Source organism: Methylobacterium sp. E-005, assembly GCF_022829725.1.
Taxonomy (GTDB): domain Bacteria; phylum Pseudomonadota; class Alphaproteobacteria; order Rhizobiales; family Beijerinckiaceae; genus Methylobacterium.
In genome coordinates this window covers 19,756-36,049 of the sequence record NZ_JAKSYG010000204.1, presented here as the reverse complement: position 1 = coordinate 36,049, position 16,294 = coordinate 19,756, and the positions used below count along the sequence as shown (strand labels likewise).

At 71.2% G+C, this 16,294-nt stretch carries 12 protein-coding genes; 8 read left to right on the top strand and 4 right to left on the bottom strand.

All coding sequences use genetic code 11. The annotated features are described in order from the left end of the window. Positions 1–64: 64 nt before the first annotated feature. The 4 genes from glpK to MKK88_RS23410 all read right to left on the bottom strand — a co-directional run bounded on the left by glpK (position 65) and on the right by MKK88_RS23410 (position 4,614). A complete protein-coding gene (glpK, locus tag MKK88_RS23425; protein ID WP_244003999.1) occupies positions 65–1,570 on the bottom strand; it encodes a glycerol kinase GlpK in 1,506 nt (501 codons plus the stop codon). Between the two features lie 54 nt (positions 1,571–1,624). After that, positions 1,625–3,157 carry a glycerol-3-phosphate dehydrogenase gene (gene glpD, locus MKK88_RS23420; RefSeq protein ID WP_244003997.1) on the bottom strand — a complete coding sequence of 511 codons (1,533 nt, stop codon included), beginning with the start codon at positions 3,155–3,157 and terminating at the stop codon, positions 1,625–1,627. An 84-nt stretch (positions 3,158–3,241) separates the two neighbouring features. Continuing rightward, entirely contained in the window at positions 3,242–4,063 is an 822-nt protein-coding gene (locus MKK88_RS23415) for a DeoR/GlpR family DNA-binding transcription regulator (protein WP_244003995.1), read from the bottom strand. Positions 4,064–4,368: 305 nt separating this feature from the next. After that, the gene (locus tag MKK88_RS23410) at positions 4,369–4,614 is read right to left on the bottom strand and encodes a hypothetical protein (RefSeq protein WP_244003993.1); all 246 of its coding nucleotides are present in this window, start codon (positions 4,612–4,614) and stop codon (positions 4,369–4,371) included. 203 nt (positions 4,615–4,817) lie between these two features. On the opposite strand from MKK88_RS23410, the gene MKK88_RS23405 reads away from it, so the two are divergent. The 8 genes from MKK88_RS23405 to MKK88_RS23370 are packed head-to-tail and all read left to right on the top strand — an operon-like array spanning position 4,818 to position 16,070. Next, on the top strand, positions 4,818–5,312 hold the full coding sequence (locus MKK88_RS23405; RefSeq protein WP_244003991.1) for a chemotaxis protein CheW: 495 nt from the start codon (positions 4,818–4,820) through the stop codon (positions 5,310–5,312). A gap of 6 nt (positions 5,313–5,318) precedes the next feature. Next, on the top strand, positions 5,319–6,842 hold the full coding sequence (locus MKK88_RS23400) for a CheR family methyltransferase (RefSeq protein WP_244003989.1): 1,524 nt from the start codon (positions 5,319–5,321) through the stop codon (positions 6,840–6,842). Next, a complete protein-coding gene (locus MKK88_RS23395; RefSeq protein WP_244003987.1) occupies positions 6,842–7,399 on the top strand; it encodes a chemotaxis protein CheW in 558 nt (185 codons plus the stop codon). The genes MKK88_RS23400 and MKK88_RS23395 overlap by 1 nt, the downstream gene beginning before the upstream one ends. 48 nt (positions 7,400–7,447) lie before the next feature. Further along, entirely contained in the window at positions 7,448–9,121 is a 1,674-nt protein-coding gene (locus MKK88_RS23390; protein WP_244003985.1) for a methyl-accepting chemotaxis protein, read from the top strand. A gap of 13 nt (positions 9,122–9,134) precedes the next feature. Further along, complete coding sequence (locus MKK88_RS23385; RefSeq protein WP_244003983.1) at positions 9,135–11,414, top strand: response regulator; 2,280 nt, start codon at positions 9,135–9,137, stop codon at positions 11,412–11,414. A gap of 14 nt (positions 11,415–11,428) precedes the next feature. Next, positions 11,429–12,478, top strand: a complete 1,050-nt coding sequence (gene cheB, locus MKK88_RS23380) for a chemotaxis-specific protein-glutamate methyltransferase CheB (RefSeq protein WP_244004048.1) — start codon at positions 11,429–11,431, stop codon at positions 12,476–12,478. Beyond that, complete coding sequence (locus MKK88_RS23375; protein ID WP_244003981.1) at positions 12,475–14,187, top strand: response regulator; 1,713 nt, start codon at positions 12,475–12,477, stop codon at positions 14,185–14,187. The genes cheB and MKK88_RS23375 overlap by 4 nt, the downstream gene beginning before the upstream one ends. After that, positions 14,184–16,070 (top strand): response regulator, encoded by a 1,887-nt coding sequence (locus MKK88_RS23370; RefSeq protein ID WP_244003979.1) that lies wholly within the window; start codon positions 14,184–14,186, stop codon positions 16,068–16,070. Before MKK88_RS23375 ends, MKK88_RS23370 begins: the two co-directional genes overlap by 4 nt. Positions 16,071–16,294 lie beyond the last annotated feature (224 nt).

Sequence of the window (16,294 nt, the reverse complement as noted above, 5' to 3'; positions counted from 1 at the left end):
AAGGCGCTCTCCTCCCCTTGCGACCCCAGGCCTACCCGGAATCGCCAGGGGCGGGAAAAGCCGCTCAGTCCTCCTCGGTCTTCCAGTCGAACGACCGCTGCACCGCCCGCCCCCAGGCGGCGGCGATCTTCTGGCGCTGGCTGGCATCCATCTTCGGCGTCCAGCGCTTGTCGACGCCCCAGTTGCGCTTGAGGTCGTCGAGCCCCTTCCAGTAGCCGACCGCCAGACCCGCCGCGTAGGCGGCACCGAGTGCGGTGGTCTCGGCCACCTTCGGGCGCACCACCGGCACATCGAGCATGTCGGCCTGGAACTGCATCAGCGTGTTGTTGGCCACCATGCCGCCATCGGCCCGCAACTCCTTGACGGGGATGCCGGAATCCTTGGCCATCGCGTCCAGAACCTCGTGGGTCTGGAAGGCGGTCGCCTCCAGCACCGAGCGGGCGATATGGCCGCGGTTGACGTAGCGGGTCAGGCCGATGATCAGGCCGCGGGCACCCTCGTTCCAGTGCGGCGCGTAGAGGCCCGAGAAGGCCGGCACGAAGTAGACCCCGCCATTGTCCTCGACCGTGGTGGCGAGCGTCTCGACCTCGGCCGAATCCTTGATCATGTGCAGGTTGTCGCGCAGCCACTGCACCAGGGCGCCCGTGATGGCGATCGAGCCCTCCAGCGCGTAGGCGGGCTTCTGCCCGTCGAGGCGGTAGGCCAGCGTGGTGACGAGGCCGGCCTTCGAGGGAACGGGCTCCTCGCCGGTATTCATCAGCGCGAAGCAGCCGGTGCCATAGGTGTTCTTGGCCTCGCCGGGGGTGAAGCAGGTCTGGCCGAACAGGGCCGCCTGCTGATCGCCCAGGATGCCGGCGATCGGCACGCCCGCGAATGGCGCCTTGGTCTCGCCGTAGACCTCGCTCGACGAGACGATCTTGGGCAGCATCGCCTTCGGGATGCCGAAGGTCGACAGCATGCCGTCGTCCCATTCCAGAGTCTTGAGCGACATGAGCTGCGTGCGGCTGGCATTGGTCACGTCGGTGACGTGGAGGCCCCCCTCCGTGCCGCCGGTGAGGTTCCAGACCAGCCACGTGTCGATGTTGCCGAACAGCACATCGCCGGCCTCGGCCTTCTCGCGGGCACCCTCGACGTGGTCGAGCAGCCAGCGCAGCTTCAGTCCGGAAAAGTAGCTCGCCAGCGGCAGGCCCGTCAGGTCGCGGAACCGGTCGCGGCCGCCCTCGCGGGCGAACTCGGCCACCAGCCTGTCGTTACGGGTGTCCTGCCAGACCAAGGCGTTGTGCAGCGGCTTGCCGGTGGTCCGGTCCCAGATGACCGTCGTCTCGCGCTGGTTGGTGATGCCGATGGCCGCGAGGTCGGAGGGCTGCAGCCCGCCCTTCTCCAGCGCCTCGCGCATCACGGCTTGCGTCTTCGTCCAGATCTCGGTGGCGTCGTGCTCGACATGCCCGGGAGCCGGATAGATCTGCGCGTGCTCGGCCTGGGCCAGCGCGATGACGCTGCCCGCCCGGTCGAACACGATGAAGCGGCTGCTGGTGGTGCCCTGGTCGATGGCCCCGACGTAACGGCTCATCGTTCCCTCCCCTGTTATGCCCGACCGGTCTGCGCCGGATCGGGGCCGAAACAATCAGGCCGCCTCGGCCCTGCGATCGAGATAGGCGGTCAGGCGCGCCGCGCTCTCCGCGCCCGTGCGCAGGCCGAGCTTCGAGCGCCGCCACAGGATATCCTCGGCGGTGACCGCCCATTCCTCGGTGCGCAGGTAATCGACCTCCGCCGCCGTGAGTCCGCCATCGAAGGCCTCGCCGAGATCCGCCATGGAACGGGCATTCCCGACGATGTCGCGCGCCCGCGTTCCGTAGGCACGGGCAAGGCGGCGGGCGGTCTCCTCCGGCAGGAACGGTTTTTCCGATTTCAGCTTCGCCAGGAACTGGTCGAAATCGGCATCCGTCATCGCGCCGCCCGGCAGGACGGCGTCGCCCGTCCAGGCCTTCTTGAGGTGCGGGTAGTACGGCTTCAGCTTCTCCAGCGCGTGCTCGGCAAGCCGCCGGTAAGTCGTGATCTTGCCGCCGAACACTGACAGCACGGCAGCCTTGCCGCCCTGGTCCTCGACGTCGAGGACGTAGTCGCGGGTCACCGCCGAGGCGTTCTCGGCCGCGTCGTCGTAGAGCGGGCGGACACCCGAATAGCTCCAGACCACGTCGGCCGGGGTGATCTTGGTGTCGAACGAGCGGTTGATGCAGCCGCAGAGGTAGTCGGTCTCCTCGGGGGAGATCGAGACCGGGCCGGGCTCCCCATCATAGGGCACGTCGGTGGTGCCGATCAGCGTGAAGTCGCGCTCGTAGGGGATCGCGAAGATGATGCGCTTGTCGGGCTGCTGCAGGATGTAGGCCTGATCGCCTTCGAACAGGCGCTTCACCACGATGTGGCTGCCCTTGATCAGCCGTACCGCCGCGCGGCTGTTGATGCCGAGGGTGCCGCCGAGCGTCGCGCTGACCCAGGGGCCGGCGGCGTTGACCACTGACTTTGCGCGGATCGTCCGCTCGGCGCCCCCGCGCTCGTCGCGCAAGGTCGCGACCCAGCCCTCGCCCTCGCGCCTTGCCGAGACCACGCCGGTGCGGGTCAGCACCGTGGCGCCACGCTCGCGGGCGTCCATGGCGTTGAGCACGACGAGGCGGCTGTCCTCGACCCAGCAGTCGGAATAGACGAAGCCGCGCTTGAGCCGTTTCTGCAGCGGCGCGCCGTAGGCGGAATTGCGCAGGTCGACCCCGTGCGAGCCTGGCAGCGTGCGCAGGCGTGCGAGGTGATCGTAGAGGAACAGGCCGAGCCGCAGCATCCAGGCCGGGCGCAACCCCTCGTCGTGGGGCAGAACGAAGCGCAGGGGCCAGATCACATGGGGAGCGAGCCGCAGCAGCCGCTCGCGCTCCGCCAGAGCCTCACGCACGAGGCGGAACTCGTAATATTCGAGGTAGCGCAGGCCGCCATGGATCAGCTTCGTCGAGGACGACGAGGTGAAGCCCGCGAGATCGCCACGCTCGGCCAGGAGGACCGACAGGCCGCGGCCGGCCGCGTCCCGGACGATGCCGGTACCGTTGATGCCGCCGCCGACGACCAGCAGATCATAGGCGTCGGACGGCTCGCGCTGGCGCGTTGCTGCCGCCATGGTTTCTCCTGCCTGACCTGAATGGCGAGGTGGAGATATATTGACCCGGCCGAAGGCTTTCGCAAGCGAAAAAATCGATGTTCGTTACGGTTCGTCCGGCCCGTCGGCGACCGCGAGGCTGACGCCCTGACGCTCCAGCAGCGCGACGATCTCCGGCGACGGCGGCCGATCGGTGAAGAAGGTATCGATCTGGTCGAACCGTCCGACCTGCACCATCGGGCGCCGGGTGAATTTCGTGTGGTCGGCGACCAGGAAGGTTTTCCGGGCATGCGCCAGGATGGTCTGGGTGGCGCGCACCTCCTCGTAATCGTAGTCGAGGAGCGCTCCGTCTGCGTCGATGCCGCTGATTCCGATCACCGCCACGTCGACCCGGAACTGGCTGAGCGTGTCGCAGGTAAGCTGGCCGAGCACGGCCCCGTCGCGGTTGCGCACGGTGCCGCCGGCGACGACGATCCGGAATTCCGTCGCCTCCGCCAGGGAGAGCGCGACGTTAAGATTGTTGGTGATGATGCTGAGATCGTCGTGGTGGGTCAGCTCGCGGGCGACCGCCTCGGGCGTCGTGCCGATATTGATGAAGACCGAGCAATGCGACGGGATCCGGCTCGCCGCGAGGCGGCCGATCCGGGTCTTCTCGGGGAGCAGGGTGACCCGGCGGTCCGCATAGTCGATGTTCTCGACGCTCGATGGCAGTCCGCCGCCGCCGCGGTAGCGCTCCAGCCGGCCCTCTGCGCTCAACTCGTTGAGATCGCGGCGGATCGTCTGGACGGTGACCCCGAACTGCGCCGCGAGGGCCTCGATGGTGACGAAGCCCCGCTGGCGCACCGCCCCCACGATGGCGCTGCGCCGCCCCTCGACGCCGGTCGTCTCGATCCTGTCCTCGGCTCTCCGGTCGAGCGGGCGCGACATCGATCCTCCCTCAATTTCTTCCACGATCCGTCGCGCTGAGACCCCAGGTTCGGGGTGTTCGTTTCCGAACATCGGCCACGTGGATCTGACTTGTCGCGAAGGTGAACGGCAGGCCGACATCCGGCAAGCTTGTCGCGCGCTGCTTTTCGAGCGCGTTGACTGGAATTATGGTTCCAGGCGGCGTGACGTTGCAGGCGCGTGTCGTGGGAGGCTTTCCGGGGCTGGGGCACGAAAAAGGCCTGCCGCGGGTGCGGCAGGCCTGATGGCCGAGGCCCGATCGCCCTCCGGCGCCGAGCCTTGGGTGATCACATGTGGTGACGCATCCGGCGGTGATGCTTCATCATCCGCTTGTGCATCATCCGCTTACGCATCATCGGCCGGGCGGCCGGTGCGGGCCCCCGCTCCATCGCGGCCGCCTCGCCGGCGCGCTCCATGCCGCCACGCGGGCCACCGGCCTGCGCGCCAGAGTTGTTATAGGGTGAGTTACCCTGGGCGTAGGCGGAGCCCGCGAGGAGCGTCAGCGACGCAGCGGCCAACAGAAGTTTCCTCATCGTCAATCCCTGGCGTAGATCGGCGCAGGCGAGGCGCCGACCATCATAGATGCGGCGCTGCTGCGTCGGAAAATAAGCGGCTGAGCCAAGACTTGGTTCCCGGGGTTGGTCCTGACCGGCCGCCGATTGCCGGAAGCGCCGACTCGGCCTATTGCGCCATCCAGCCCGGTCGAGAGGCGCGGATGGCGGGGGAGCGGGCGATCTTGGCCAGCAGCGGTACGGCCTATCTCCTCCTCGACGTCGCCGGCACGCCCTGCGCCCTGCCGCATGCCGCCGTGGCCGAGGTGCTGCCGCTGCCGGACCTGCACGCGCCGCCGGCCGCCGGAGGCTGGCTGAGCGGCTTTCTCAATCTCGGCGGTGCGCCGGTCCCCGTCATCGACCTCGCCAGCCTCCTCGGCATCCGTGCAGACCCGTCTCCGGCCGGCCTCTACGCGCATCTCGTCCTCGTGCGGGGCGAGGCGGTGGCCTATTGCGTCGATCGGGTCGCCGACCTCATCATTGTTCCCGACCCCGCGATTCGGCCAGCCGGCGAGGAGGGGACGCTCAATGGCTGCGTCGTGGCCGAACTCGTCCGCGACGAACGCCTCGTCCACGTCCTGGCGCCCGCGCGCCTGCTCTCCGCCCAGGAGCGTGCGCGGGTCGCGGCGCTCGCCCGGGTCGCCGCCGAGCGCCTTGCGGCCCTGCCCGACCTCGCCTGATCCGCGATGCCGCCTCCGGGTTCTTCCCCTCCCGCTCCGGGTGCCGATCCCGCCTACGCGGCGCTGAAGGCGCGGATCATCGCGCGCACCGGCCACCACTACTATGCCGACAAGGACGATCTCCTGATCGAGCGGCTGCGCCGGCGCTTCCGCGACGCCGCGGCGGCCGATTGCGCGGCCTATGCCGCGCTCCTGTCGGACGGGACGCGGGGCGAAGCCGAGTGGGCGCGGCTGGAGGCGGAGATCACCGTCGGTGAAACCTTCTTCTTCCGCTACGCCGAGCAGTTCCAGGCTCTACGCGAGCGGATCCTGCCGGCGCTGATCGCGGCCCGGGCCCCCGAGCGCACCTTGCGGATCTGGAGCGCCGGCTGCTCGACCGGGGCGGAGCCCTACTCCCTGGCGATCCTGGTGCAGGAACTTCTGGGCGAGGCCCTGCCGGACTGGCGGGTCTCGATTCTCGGCACCGACATCAGCACCGAGGCCCTCGCCACCGCCCGCGCCGCCGAGTACGGCCGCTGGGCCCTGCGCACGATGCCGGCGGAGGAGCGACTGCGCTACTTCACCCGCCTCCCGCCCGCCCCGGGTATCCGGCGGGAGGGCGGCTACGCCCTGCGTCCCGAATTCCGCGGGCTGGTGCGGTTCGAGCGGGGCAACCTGCTCACCCTCACCGAGCCGCTGGCGCGGGACGGCGAGCGGTTCGACCTGATCCTCTGCCGCAACGTGCTGATCTACTTCGATGCCCGGACGGTCGCCGCGGTGGTGCGCGGCCTCGGCCGCCGGCTGCGGACGGATGGCTGGCTGCTCCTCGGCCATGCCGAGCCGAGCCCGGCCTTCGCGGGGTTCCTCGATGCCGTCAGCCTGCCCGGGACGGTGGTTTACCGCACCCGGTCGGAGCCATCGGCGCCGGTGCCGGCGATACACGTCGCGTCGGCGTGTCCGCCGCTCGAGACGCCGGTGATGCGCGATGGCGCGCTCGCGGACGCCCCGGCTCTGGCCGACCTGGCACGGCCCGTCGTGCCGGCCCAGGAACCGGCACCGCTCCCGGTTTCATCGTCGGGTGCGGCGCCGCCTGCGCAATCCGTCCCGCCGGGCCACGCCTCGTCGGGTCACGACCTGCCCGGGCGTGATCGCATCCGCGCCCTCGCGGATGCCGGGGATACCGGAGCCGCCTGGCGAGCCCTGCGCATCGCCCTCGACACCGACCCGACCGACCCGGCTCTGCGCTTCTACGAGGGTTTGCTCGCCCGGGCACTGGGCCGCGACGCGGAGGCCGAGCGGGCGCTGCGGGCGGCCCTCTATCTCGACCGGGGCTTCGTGATGGCTCACTACCATCTCGGCCTGCTGCTGATCGCCCTCGGCCGACCGGACGAGGCGGCCCGCGCCCTCGACAACGCCGTTGCGCTCAGCCAAGCCCTCTGCGAAGCCCTGGGGCCGGACACGGTGCTTCCCGAGGGTGACGGCGCGACCGCCGCCGAGATCGCCGCCGGCGCGTCCGCGGCCCGTGCGGCGCTCGACCGCAGGAGTTCCTGATGGAGGCAAGCCTGAGCCCGCAGGACAACCGCGCGCCGACGCGGCCCCGGACGGAGCGCGACCTCCGCGCCGAGCGCGCCGCGGCGCTGGCTCGGCGCGGCCTCGCCGTTTCGGCCTCCGAGGCCGGGCTCGATCACCTCGTCTGCGCCTGCGGCAGCGAGCGCTACGGCCTGCCGCTGACGGCGGTGGCGCAGGTGCTGCCGATGCGTCCCCTCACGCCCATGCCCGGCGCGGTGCCGGCGCTGATCGGCCTCATCGCCCTTTCGGGCCGGATCGTCGGTGTCCTCGGGCTTGCCCGGGCGCTCGGTCGACCGGAACCCGAGGGGGAGGCTGCGCATCTCGTGGTGTTGCGCGGGGCCGTGACGCCGCAGCCCCTCGCCCTGGCGGTCAACCGGGTGCTGGGCATCGCCCCCGCGGTGATCGCCGCGGGGTCCGCGGATCCGGAGGGGTTGGGCAACGCCGCCGCTTCGGGCTATGCCCCCGCGGTGGCGGGCGCCGACCGCCCGGATTTCGTCATCGTCGATCTTCCTCGCTTCCTGCGCCGCGCCCTGCCCTGACGGGCCCGCCGGCCTTCGAGCCAGACGTCAAACGGAGCCAGCCCGACCGTGAACCTCTCGATCGGAAGACGTATTCTCCTCGGCTTCTTCGCCGTCACGGTGGTGATCGTGGCGCTCGGGCTCTATGCGCTGGAACAGATCGGCGCGGTGCGCGACACCACCGACGCCATCGTGCGCCGCGACATGACGGTGCTGCGTCAGATCGACGACCTCGGCAACGAGGCCCGCGACCTCGGGCTCCTGCGCCGCACCGCCGTGATCGCCATGCTGATGCAGGGCCAGGGACGGGCGGCGCGCCCGGAGGACACCCTGGCCGCGTGGCGCCAGATCGCCACCCAAATCGAGAACCGGCTCACCAATACGATCCAGCTCGCCACCGAGTACCGCGCCTATTCGGCGACCGCCGAGCGCGTGGCCTCCTGGGACCGCATCGCGGCGGCTGCCGCCGACGTGCAACGCGCGTTCCGCGAGGTCCGGAGCCTCGGCGAGGCGCAGTTCGCCGCCATCGCCAAGCAGGACGCCGGCGCCGTGGAGGCCCGCAACGACGAGATCACCCGCCTCCAAAGCCCGTTCCTGGATGGGATCAAGAACCTCAGGACCCTGCTCGACGGCGGGATGGCCCTCGGCCAGCGCGCCGCCCAGCAGGTTTATGACCGCTCCCGGCTCTCGATCTACCTGACCCTCGCCGCCGCGATCGTGCTGGCGATCCTGGTCACGTGGCTGATCAGCCGCGCGGTGGTGCGCCCGCTCGAGACCGTCATGGCCTTCGTGCAGCGGGTCGGCGGCGGTGACCTGTCGGGGCAGCTGACGGTCGGCGGGCGCGACGAGATCGGGCGGCTGGCCACCACCCTCAACACGATGGTGGCGGGCCTCTCGGACCTCGCCAAGACCAACCGCGCCGCCACCACCGACCTGAACGCCGCCGCGGCCGAGATCCGCGCCTCGGCGCAGGAGCAGGCGGCCTCCGTGGAGCAGCAATTCGCCGCCGTGCAGGAGACCGCCGCCACGGTCGACGAGATCACCCATTCGGGGGCGCAGATCAGCAAGCGCGCCACCGAGGTGATCGCCACCGCCCAGGCCACCGCCCAGACCTCGCGCCAGGGGCTGCGCGCCGTTTCCGACACCGCCAAGGCCATGGACGCGATCCGCGAGCAGGCCGAGGCCGTGGCCGGCAACATCGTGAGCCTGTCGGAGAAGACCCAGACGATCGGCGACATCATCGAGACGGTCAACGACATCTCGGAGCGCACGCATCTGCTCGCCCTCAACGCCGCCATCGAGGCGGCAGCGGCAGGCGAGAGCGGCCGCAGCTTCTCGGTCGTCGCCTCGGAGATGAAGCTGCTCGCCGATCAGGCGAAGGCCGCCACGGGACAGGTGCGCGGCATCCTCGGGGAGATTCAGCGGGGCATCAACACGTCGGTGATGCTGACCGAGGAAGCCGTGAAGCGCGCCGCCGCCGGCAAGACCCGCTCCGACACGACGCAGCGGACCATCGAGGAGATCACCGCCCGGGTGGAGGAGAACGTCCAGACCTTCCAGCAGATCGTGGCCTCGACGAACCAGCAGCAACTCGGCATCGAGCAGGTGATGGGCGCGCTCCAGAACATCCGGCAGGCGAGCCAGCAGACGGCGGCCGGCACGCGGCAGGTGGAATCCGCCTCGGCCAACCTGACGGAGCTGGCCCAGGCGCTGATGGCGCTCGCCGAACGCTACCGGCACTGAGGCCGGCGGCGTCTTGGCTCAGGATATCCGCCAGCTCCTCCTCGCCGCCTTCGATGTCGAGCATCGGGAGCACGTCGCGGCGATCCGCGGGGCGCTGGGCAGCGCCACGCCCGACTGGAACGACGTGTTTCGCCGGGCCCACAGCCTGAAGGGGGCGTCGCGCGCCGTCGATCTGCCTGCCGTGGAGGCGGTCGCGCACCGCCTGGAGACGCTGTTCGAGAAGGTCCGGTCCGACGCGACCGCCCTCGACCGGGATGCGGCCAACGCCGTCCACCTCGCCCTCGACCGGATCGAGGCCTACGTCGCCGGCCTGCAGGACGGGGCCGGGCCGGAGATGCCGCCGGACGCCCTGGCGGCCCTCGGGCAGGTTCTCGGGATGCCGGGCGAGGCGGCGGGCAAGCCTGTCGCCAAGCCCGTCGCCAAACCCATCCCCGAGCCCGGTGCGGGGCCGGCTGTCGCGCCTTCGCCACCCCCTCCCGCGTCCTCTGCGCCACCCGCCGGACCGGCCCCGGAGCCCGCCCCAAAGCCCGCAGAGCCGGCCGATTCCGGCGCCGCCCTGCTGCGTGTTCCCGCGGAGGCCGTGGAGGCGATGGCCCGGGCGAGCCACGATCTCACCAGCACGCTGGCCGGCCGCACTTCGGCGGCCGAGAGCCTCGCCCGGCTGGCCGGTCTCGCCCGGACCCTGCGGGCCGGCGCCGAGGCGCTCGCCGGCGGGGCCGATATCGACCGAACCGCGTGGCGCGCCTTCGCGACCGAGGTCGGTGCCTTCGCCCGGGAGGCGTCGGATCTGTCCCGACGCCACGCCGTGGCCAGCAACGCCATCGACGGGGCCGCCGCCCGGGTCCGTGCCGCCGCCGAACGTCTCGCCCTGGTGCCGGCCGAGACGGTCCTCGCCCCCCTGGCGCGGTCGCTCCGCGAGACCGCCCGGGAGCAGGGCCGGGAGGTCGATCTCGATCTGCGCGGCCTCGATCTGCCGGTGGAGCGTGGCACGCTCCAGGCGCTCAAGGATCCGCTGCTCCACGCCCTCCGCAACGCCCTGAGCCACGGCTGGCAGAGCCCGGAGCGGCGCCGCGCCGCCGGAAAGCCCGAGGCGCTGGGGCTGGGGCTGGAGGTGGCGGTGCGCGGCGCCCGGCTCCAAGTCACGGTGTTCGACGATGGGCCGGGGCCGGATCTCGCCCGGATCGAGGCCACGGCCCGGGCCCGCGGCCTCCTGAGCCCCGAGGCGGTCGCCGACCCCGAGGCCCTGCTGCGCCTCGTCTTCGAGCCCGGCTTCTCCACCGCGGAGGCGGTCGATACCCTGTCGGGGCGCGGATACGGTCTCTCGGTGGCGGCGGATGCGACGCGCCAGCTTCTGGGCAGCGTCCGGCTGGAGCCGCGCTCGCCGTTCGGCACCGCCCTGGTCTTCAGCCTGCCGCTCTCGGCCGCCCGGCGCAGCCTGCTGCTGGTCGAGGCGGCCGGCCGCAGCTACGCGCTGCCAGGCAACGCCGTGGAGCGGCTGCTGCGCCTGAAGCGGGCCGATCTGCCGTTGGCGATGGGCCGCCCGGTTCTGCGGCTCGGCACGGGCGACGCGGCCACCAGCCACCCGGTGAGCGATCTCGCCGCGATCCTGGGCGAGCCCGCCGAACCGGACGATCCCGACGCTCTGCACGCCGTCGTGCTGCGAACCGAGGGAGGCCGCTTGGCGCTCGCCGTCGATCGCCTGCACGATGTCCGCTCGCTCCTGGTCCTGCCGGCCCCGGCCTTCGGGTCCGATCCGGGCCTGATCGCCGGTACGGCCATCCTGCCGGGCGACGTCCCGGTTCTCGTGCTCGATCCCGAGGGACTCGCGGCGCGCGCGGCTGTCGCATCAACCTCCGGAACGATGGGGCAGGCTCCACGTTCGACCACACGCGCAACGGGGGACGCCGCACCGCGGGCCGCCGCGCGGGCGACGATCCTCGTCGTCGATGATTCGATCACCACCCGGACGTTGGAGAAGGGCATCTTGGAAGCGGCCGGCTACCGCGTGGTCGTCTGTGTCGACGGTCAGGACGCCCTCGATCGGCTGCGTGCCGATATCGAGCCGGTGAGTCTCGTCCTTGCCGACGTGGAGATGCCGCGCCTCGACGGGTTCGGCCTGCTCCAGGCCCTGCGGGCCGATCCGCGCTTCGCCCGGCTGCCGACGATCCTGATGACTTCCCGCGGGGACGCCGCCGACGTGGCCCGGGGCCTCGACCTCGGCGCCGACGCCTACCTGACCAAGCAGAAATTCGACCAGCGCCAGCTGCTCGACACGATCGGACAGTTCCTGTGACCCCGGTCCGCGTCATGCTCGTGGAGGACAGCCTCGTGGTGCGCGAGCTGCTGCGCCACATCGTGTCCCGCGATCCCAGGCTCGAACTCGTGGCCGCGGTCGCCTCCGGCGAGGAGGCCCTCGACAGGATCCAGTCCGTCCGGCCGGACGTGATCTCCATGGATATCCGCCTGCCCGGCATCGACGGGCTGGAGACCACCCGCCGGATCATGGCCGAGCAGCCGACTCCGATCGTCGTGGTGGCGGATTCGGTCGAGGATTCCTCCCTGCGCATCTCCATGAATGCGCTGCGCGCCGGCGCCCTGTCGGTGGTCGAGAAGCCTGTGGCGACCACCCATGCCGGCTACGAGGCGGTGGCGGGGGAGATCTGCACCCAATTACGGATCATGGCCCAGGTCCCGGTGATCCGCCGGCGCCCGATCGGCACCGAATGGGCGGGCCGCACCGCCGCGGCCTCCTACGCACCGCCGGCCGAGCAGCTCGGTCTGGCGCCGAGCTTTCTGGGGATCGCCGCCTCCACCGGCGGCCCCCCGGCGCTCGCCCGGGTGATCGGGGCATTGCCGAGGGACTTCTCCCTGCCGGTGCTGGTCGTCCAGCACATGGGCCCGGCCTTCATGGACGGGTTCGCGTCCTGGCTCGACAGCGTCGTGACCCTGCCGGTCGGCATCGCCCGGGACGGGGAGCGGGCCGAACCCGGCCGAGTCTACGTGGCCCCCGGGGACCGGCACTTGGAACTCGGTTCGGGCCGGGTCCTGCGGGTGATCGATTCGGCGCCGGTCTCGGGCCAGCGCCCGGCCGCCACGGTGCTGTTCCGCTCGATGGCCCGGCAGGCCGGGGCGTCGGGGATCGGCGTGCTGCTCACCGGCATGGGCGAGGACGGGGCGCTCGGCCTCGCCGATATGCATGCGGCCGGCGCCCAGACGGTCGCCGAACACGAGAGCACCGCGGTCGTCTACGGCATGCCGGCGGCGGCTGTCCGCCTCGGGGCCGCCCGCGCAATCCTGCCGCTCGACCGGATCGGCGACCACCTCCTACGTCTGGTGGACCCGGGGGCACGGCCGTGACCGACGCCCCCGAGGGACCCGCCCGGATCCTGCTGGTGGAGGATTCGGAGACGCAGGCCCTGGAATTCCGTCTGCTCCTGGAGACGCACGGCTTCGCGGTGGAGCGCTGCGCCTCCGCCGAAACCGCCCTCGACCACCTCAACCGCCAGCAGCCCGACCTCGTGGTGGCGGATTACCACCTGCCCGGCATGAATGGCGACGAGCTGATCCGGCAGATGCGCCTGTCCCTGCGCACCCGGGCGCTGCCTGTCCTGATGCTCACCGGCGGCAACGGCGGCGAGCGCCAGGGGCTGGAGAGCGGCGCCGACGCCTACCTGCCGAAATCGGCCGATCGCGACCTGATGATCCTGCGCATCCGCGCCCTGCTGCGCGAGCGCCGCCCGGCCGGCGACGGCGAGGGGCCGGGCGCGGCCGCCTTCCGGCGGGGGCGGATCCTCGTGATCGACGGCAGCGCCACCTACCGGACCTTCCTGGCCGGCCTGATGGCGCAGGACGGGCACCATGTGGCGAGCGCCGATGGCCCCGAAGCCGCCCTCGCCGCCCTGGACGCGGCCGCCGAGGGCGAGGTGTTCGATTGCGTTACGGTCGATCTCCTGGGCCACGCCTATGACGGGCTCGCCTTGTGCCGGGCGATCGACCAGCGCCGGGCCGGACAGGTGGCCGGGGCCGGCTTCCACCTCGTCGGCATCGCCGGCAGCGACCCGGCCAAGGACTTTCTGGTCGAGGCGTTCGCAGCCGGCGCAGACGACGTCATCGCCAAGACCGACGGCGAGGTTCTGGCGCTGCGGGTGCGCGGCTTCGTGCGCCGCCGCCTGCTGGAGGAGGACGACCGGCGCATCGCCGGCCAGTTCGGCGAGCGCGAGCGGGCCGTGGAGCGCGCCCGCGCGGAGGCCGAGGCCGCCGAAGCCCGCGCCCGCCTCGCCGACGCCCTGGAGCGGGCCAATCGCGACCTTGAAACCGCCAACCGGCAGCTCACCGAGGCGCAGGCCAAGCTGGTCCAGGCCGCCAAGATGGCTTCCCTCGGCGAGCTGGTCGCTGGTATCGCCCACGAGATCAACAACCCCCTCGCCTTCATTCTGGCCCATCAGGGCACGGTGGAGCGCCTCCTCGGCGAGCTGCCGGAGGCGCCCCCGGACTCCGCGGGCCGCCTCGTCGAGAAGGCCCGCCAGCGGGTCGGCTCGATGCGGATGGGCTTGACCCGCATCCAGGATCTCGTGCTCAACCTACGCAAGTTCTCGCGCCTCGACGAGGGCGAGCGCGCCCTCGTGAATGTACCGGAAGCGATCGAGACCGTGCTCGCCCTGATCCAGCACAAGCTCGGCGACCGGATCGCGGTGGAGCGCAGCTTCGCGGGCCGGGCCGAGATCCACTGCACCCCGGCGCTGCTCAATCAGGTGGTGATGAACATCCTGGGCAACGCTGCCGACGCCATGCCGGAGGGCGGCAAGATCCGAATCATCACCGAATCGAGCCCGGACTTCGACGAAATCCGGATCAGCGATACCGGTTCGGGTATACCAGAAGACCTCCGTGAAAAAATTTTCGAGCCGTTCTTCACGACGAAGCCGGTCGGATCCGGTACGGGGCTTGGTCTTGCGATTGCCTACAGTGTCGTTCAGGCGCATAGCGGCTCGCTCACCGTGGAGACGGCCCCGGGTGGGGGAGCCTGCTTCGTGATCGGGATCCCGCGGCAGGCGGCCAGTGCATGAGTGACCGTACGGCAGGTGTTGGGACGATCCTGGCCGTCGACGACGAGCCGGATATCCTGATCGCCCTGGAGGATCTGTTCGAGGATTCCTACCGGGTGCTGACGACCTCGCGCCCCGCCGAGGCGTTGGAGATCCTGCGCGCGGAGCCCGACATCGCCGTGGTGGTCTCGGACCAGCGCATGCCGGGGCTGACCGGCGACGCGTTGCTCGCCGAGGCGCGCAGCTTCCACGACGCGCAGGCGATCCTGCTCACCGGTTACGCCGACATCACCGCGGTGATCGCTGCCCTCAATCGCGGCGGCATCGTCGGCTACGTGACGAAGCCCTGGGATGCGGGCCTTCTGCGCTCCACCGTGCGGCAGGCCTTCGAGCGTCACCGGCTGGGCCGCGACCTCGCCACCGAGCGGGCGCTGCTGCGTGGCCTGCTCGACCACGCCCAGGACGCGATCAGCTTCAAGGACGCGCAGGGTCGCTTCGTGCGCCTCAACGCCCGCAAGGCGGCGCTCCTCGGCCATGACATCGCCGCCTGCCTTGGCCGCCGCGAGGGCGAACTCCTCGGCACCAAGGGCGCCGCCATCACCGAGGCCGATGCGGCGGCGATCCGAGCCGGCACGGTGGCGGAGATCCTGACCAGTGACGGCCCGGCCGGAGCCGAACAGTGGAGCCACGTGACCCGGGTGCCGATCCGCGACGCGGGTGGCGCGATCAGCCATCTCGCCATGATCGAGCGGGACGTGACCGAGCAGCGGACCCTTGAGGCCCGGCTACGCCAGTCCGACAAGATGCAGGCACTCGGCACCCTGGCCGGGGGCATCGCGCACGACTTCAACAACCTGCTGACCGCGATCCTCGGCAGCCTGGAACTCGCCGCCCCGAAGGTCGCCGATCAGCCTCGGGTCCAGCGCCTGATCGAGAACGCCCGCGGCGCGGCCGAGCGCGGCGCCTCCCTGACCAAGCGCCTCCTCAGCTTCAGCCGCGCCCACGACCTTCAGGCCCGGGCCGTGGACGTGAATGCCCTGATCGTTGGGATGAGCGACCTGTTCAGTCGCAGCCTTGGCGGGCTGGTCACCGTGCGGACCGATCTCGGCGCCGACCTTCCCGCCGTCCAGGTCGATCCCGAGCAGCTCGAACTTGCGGTGCTCAATCTGTGCATCAACGCCCGGGACGCGATGCCCGAGGGCGGCACCATCACGATAGAGACCCGACGGCTCGACATCCAAGGGGATCCGGAAATCGCTGACGGGACCTATCTCGGCGTCAGCGTCACCGATGAGGGCACCGGCATCCCGGAGGAGATCCTGCGGCGGGTCTGCGAACCGTTCTTCACCACCAAGGCGGTCGGCCAGGGCACCGGGCTCGGCCTCGCCATGGTATTCGGCCTCGCCCAGCAATCGAAGGGCCGGCTGGCGATCGACAGCGTGGTCGGCCGCGGTACCCGTGTCGAACTCGCTCTGCCCTTTGCGACCGAGGCGCCGCAGCAGACCGCCGCGGTGACCGGGACGGCGCCGACCACCGGGCGGCGCGCCCGCGTGCTGATCGTCGACGACGACCCGCAGGTGCGGCACGTGACGGCCTCGTTCCTCACGGGCTTCGGCCACAGCACCACCGAGGCGGGCGACGGCGAAGCGGCCCTGCAGCACCTTGAGCGCGACCGCTGCGATATCGTCGTGGCCGATCTCGCGATGCCCGGCATGAGCGGCGTCGAACTCGCCGCCGCGATCCGCGAGCGGAATCCGGGCCTGCCGGTGCTGATCCTCACCGGCCACGCGGACGCGATGCAGATCCCCGAGGATCTGCCGGTCCTGGCCAAGCCGTTCCGCTCGGCCGACCTCGCCGACCGGGTCGCCCAGCTGCTCGACGCGGCGGATGCCGGATCCCGCTGAAACGGCCGGGAACCAGCTGATTGCCGGCTCATTGACTCGCCGTGGGAGCCGACCGCTCCCGGGTATCGAAGAGGAGGTGGACCATGAGCAATCACGGCATCTTCCCGCGCCGCAGGTGCGACAACGACCCGGACCAGGACGGTCCACCGGACGCATATCAGCAGGGATAGGGGTTTTGGATCGCGGCGCGGTTGCGTTCCCGGCCCCTTCTGACACGGGCCGCT

Excerpts from the sequence above, each read along its gene's own strand:
- MKK88_RS23370 (WP_244003979.1), top strand. The coding sequence starts at position 14,184 with ATGAGTGACCGTACGGCAGGTGTTGGGACGATCCTGGCCGTCGACGAC.
- glpK (WP_244003999.1), bottom strand. The coding sequence starts at position 1,570 with ATGAGCCGTTACGTCGGGGCCATCGACCAGGGCACCACCAGCAGCCGC.
- MKK88_RS23395 (WP_244003987.1), top strand. The coding sequence starts at position 6,842 with ATGGAGGCAAGCCTGAGCCCGCAGGACAACCGCGCGCCGACGCGGCCC.
- glpD (WP_244003997.1), bottom strand. The coding sequence starts at position 3,157 with ATGGCGGCAGCAACGCGCCAGCGCGAGCCGTCCGACGCCTATGATCTG.
- MKK88_RS23410 (WP_244003993.1), bottom strand. The coding sequence starts at position 4,614 with ATGAGGAAACTTCTGTTGGCCGCTGCGTCGCTGACGCTCCTCGCGGGC.
- MKK88_RS23400 (WP_244003989.1), top strand. The coding sequence starts at position 5,319 with ATGCCGCCTCCGGGTTCTTCCCCTCCCGCTCCGGGTGCCGATCCCGCC.
- cheB (WP_244004048.1), top strand. The coding sequence starts at position 11,429 with ATGCTCGTGGAGGACAGCCTCGTGGTGCGCGAGCTGCTGCGCCACATC.
- MKK88_RS23415 (WP_244003995.1), bottom strand. The coding sequence starts at position 4,063 with ATGTCGCGCCCGCTCGACCGGAGAGCCGAGGACAGGATCGAGACGACC.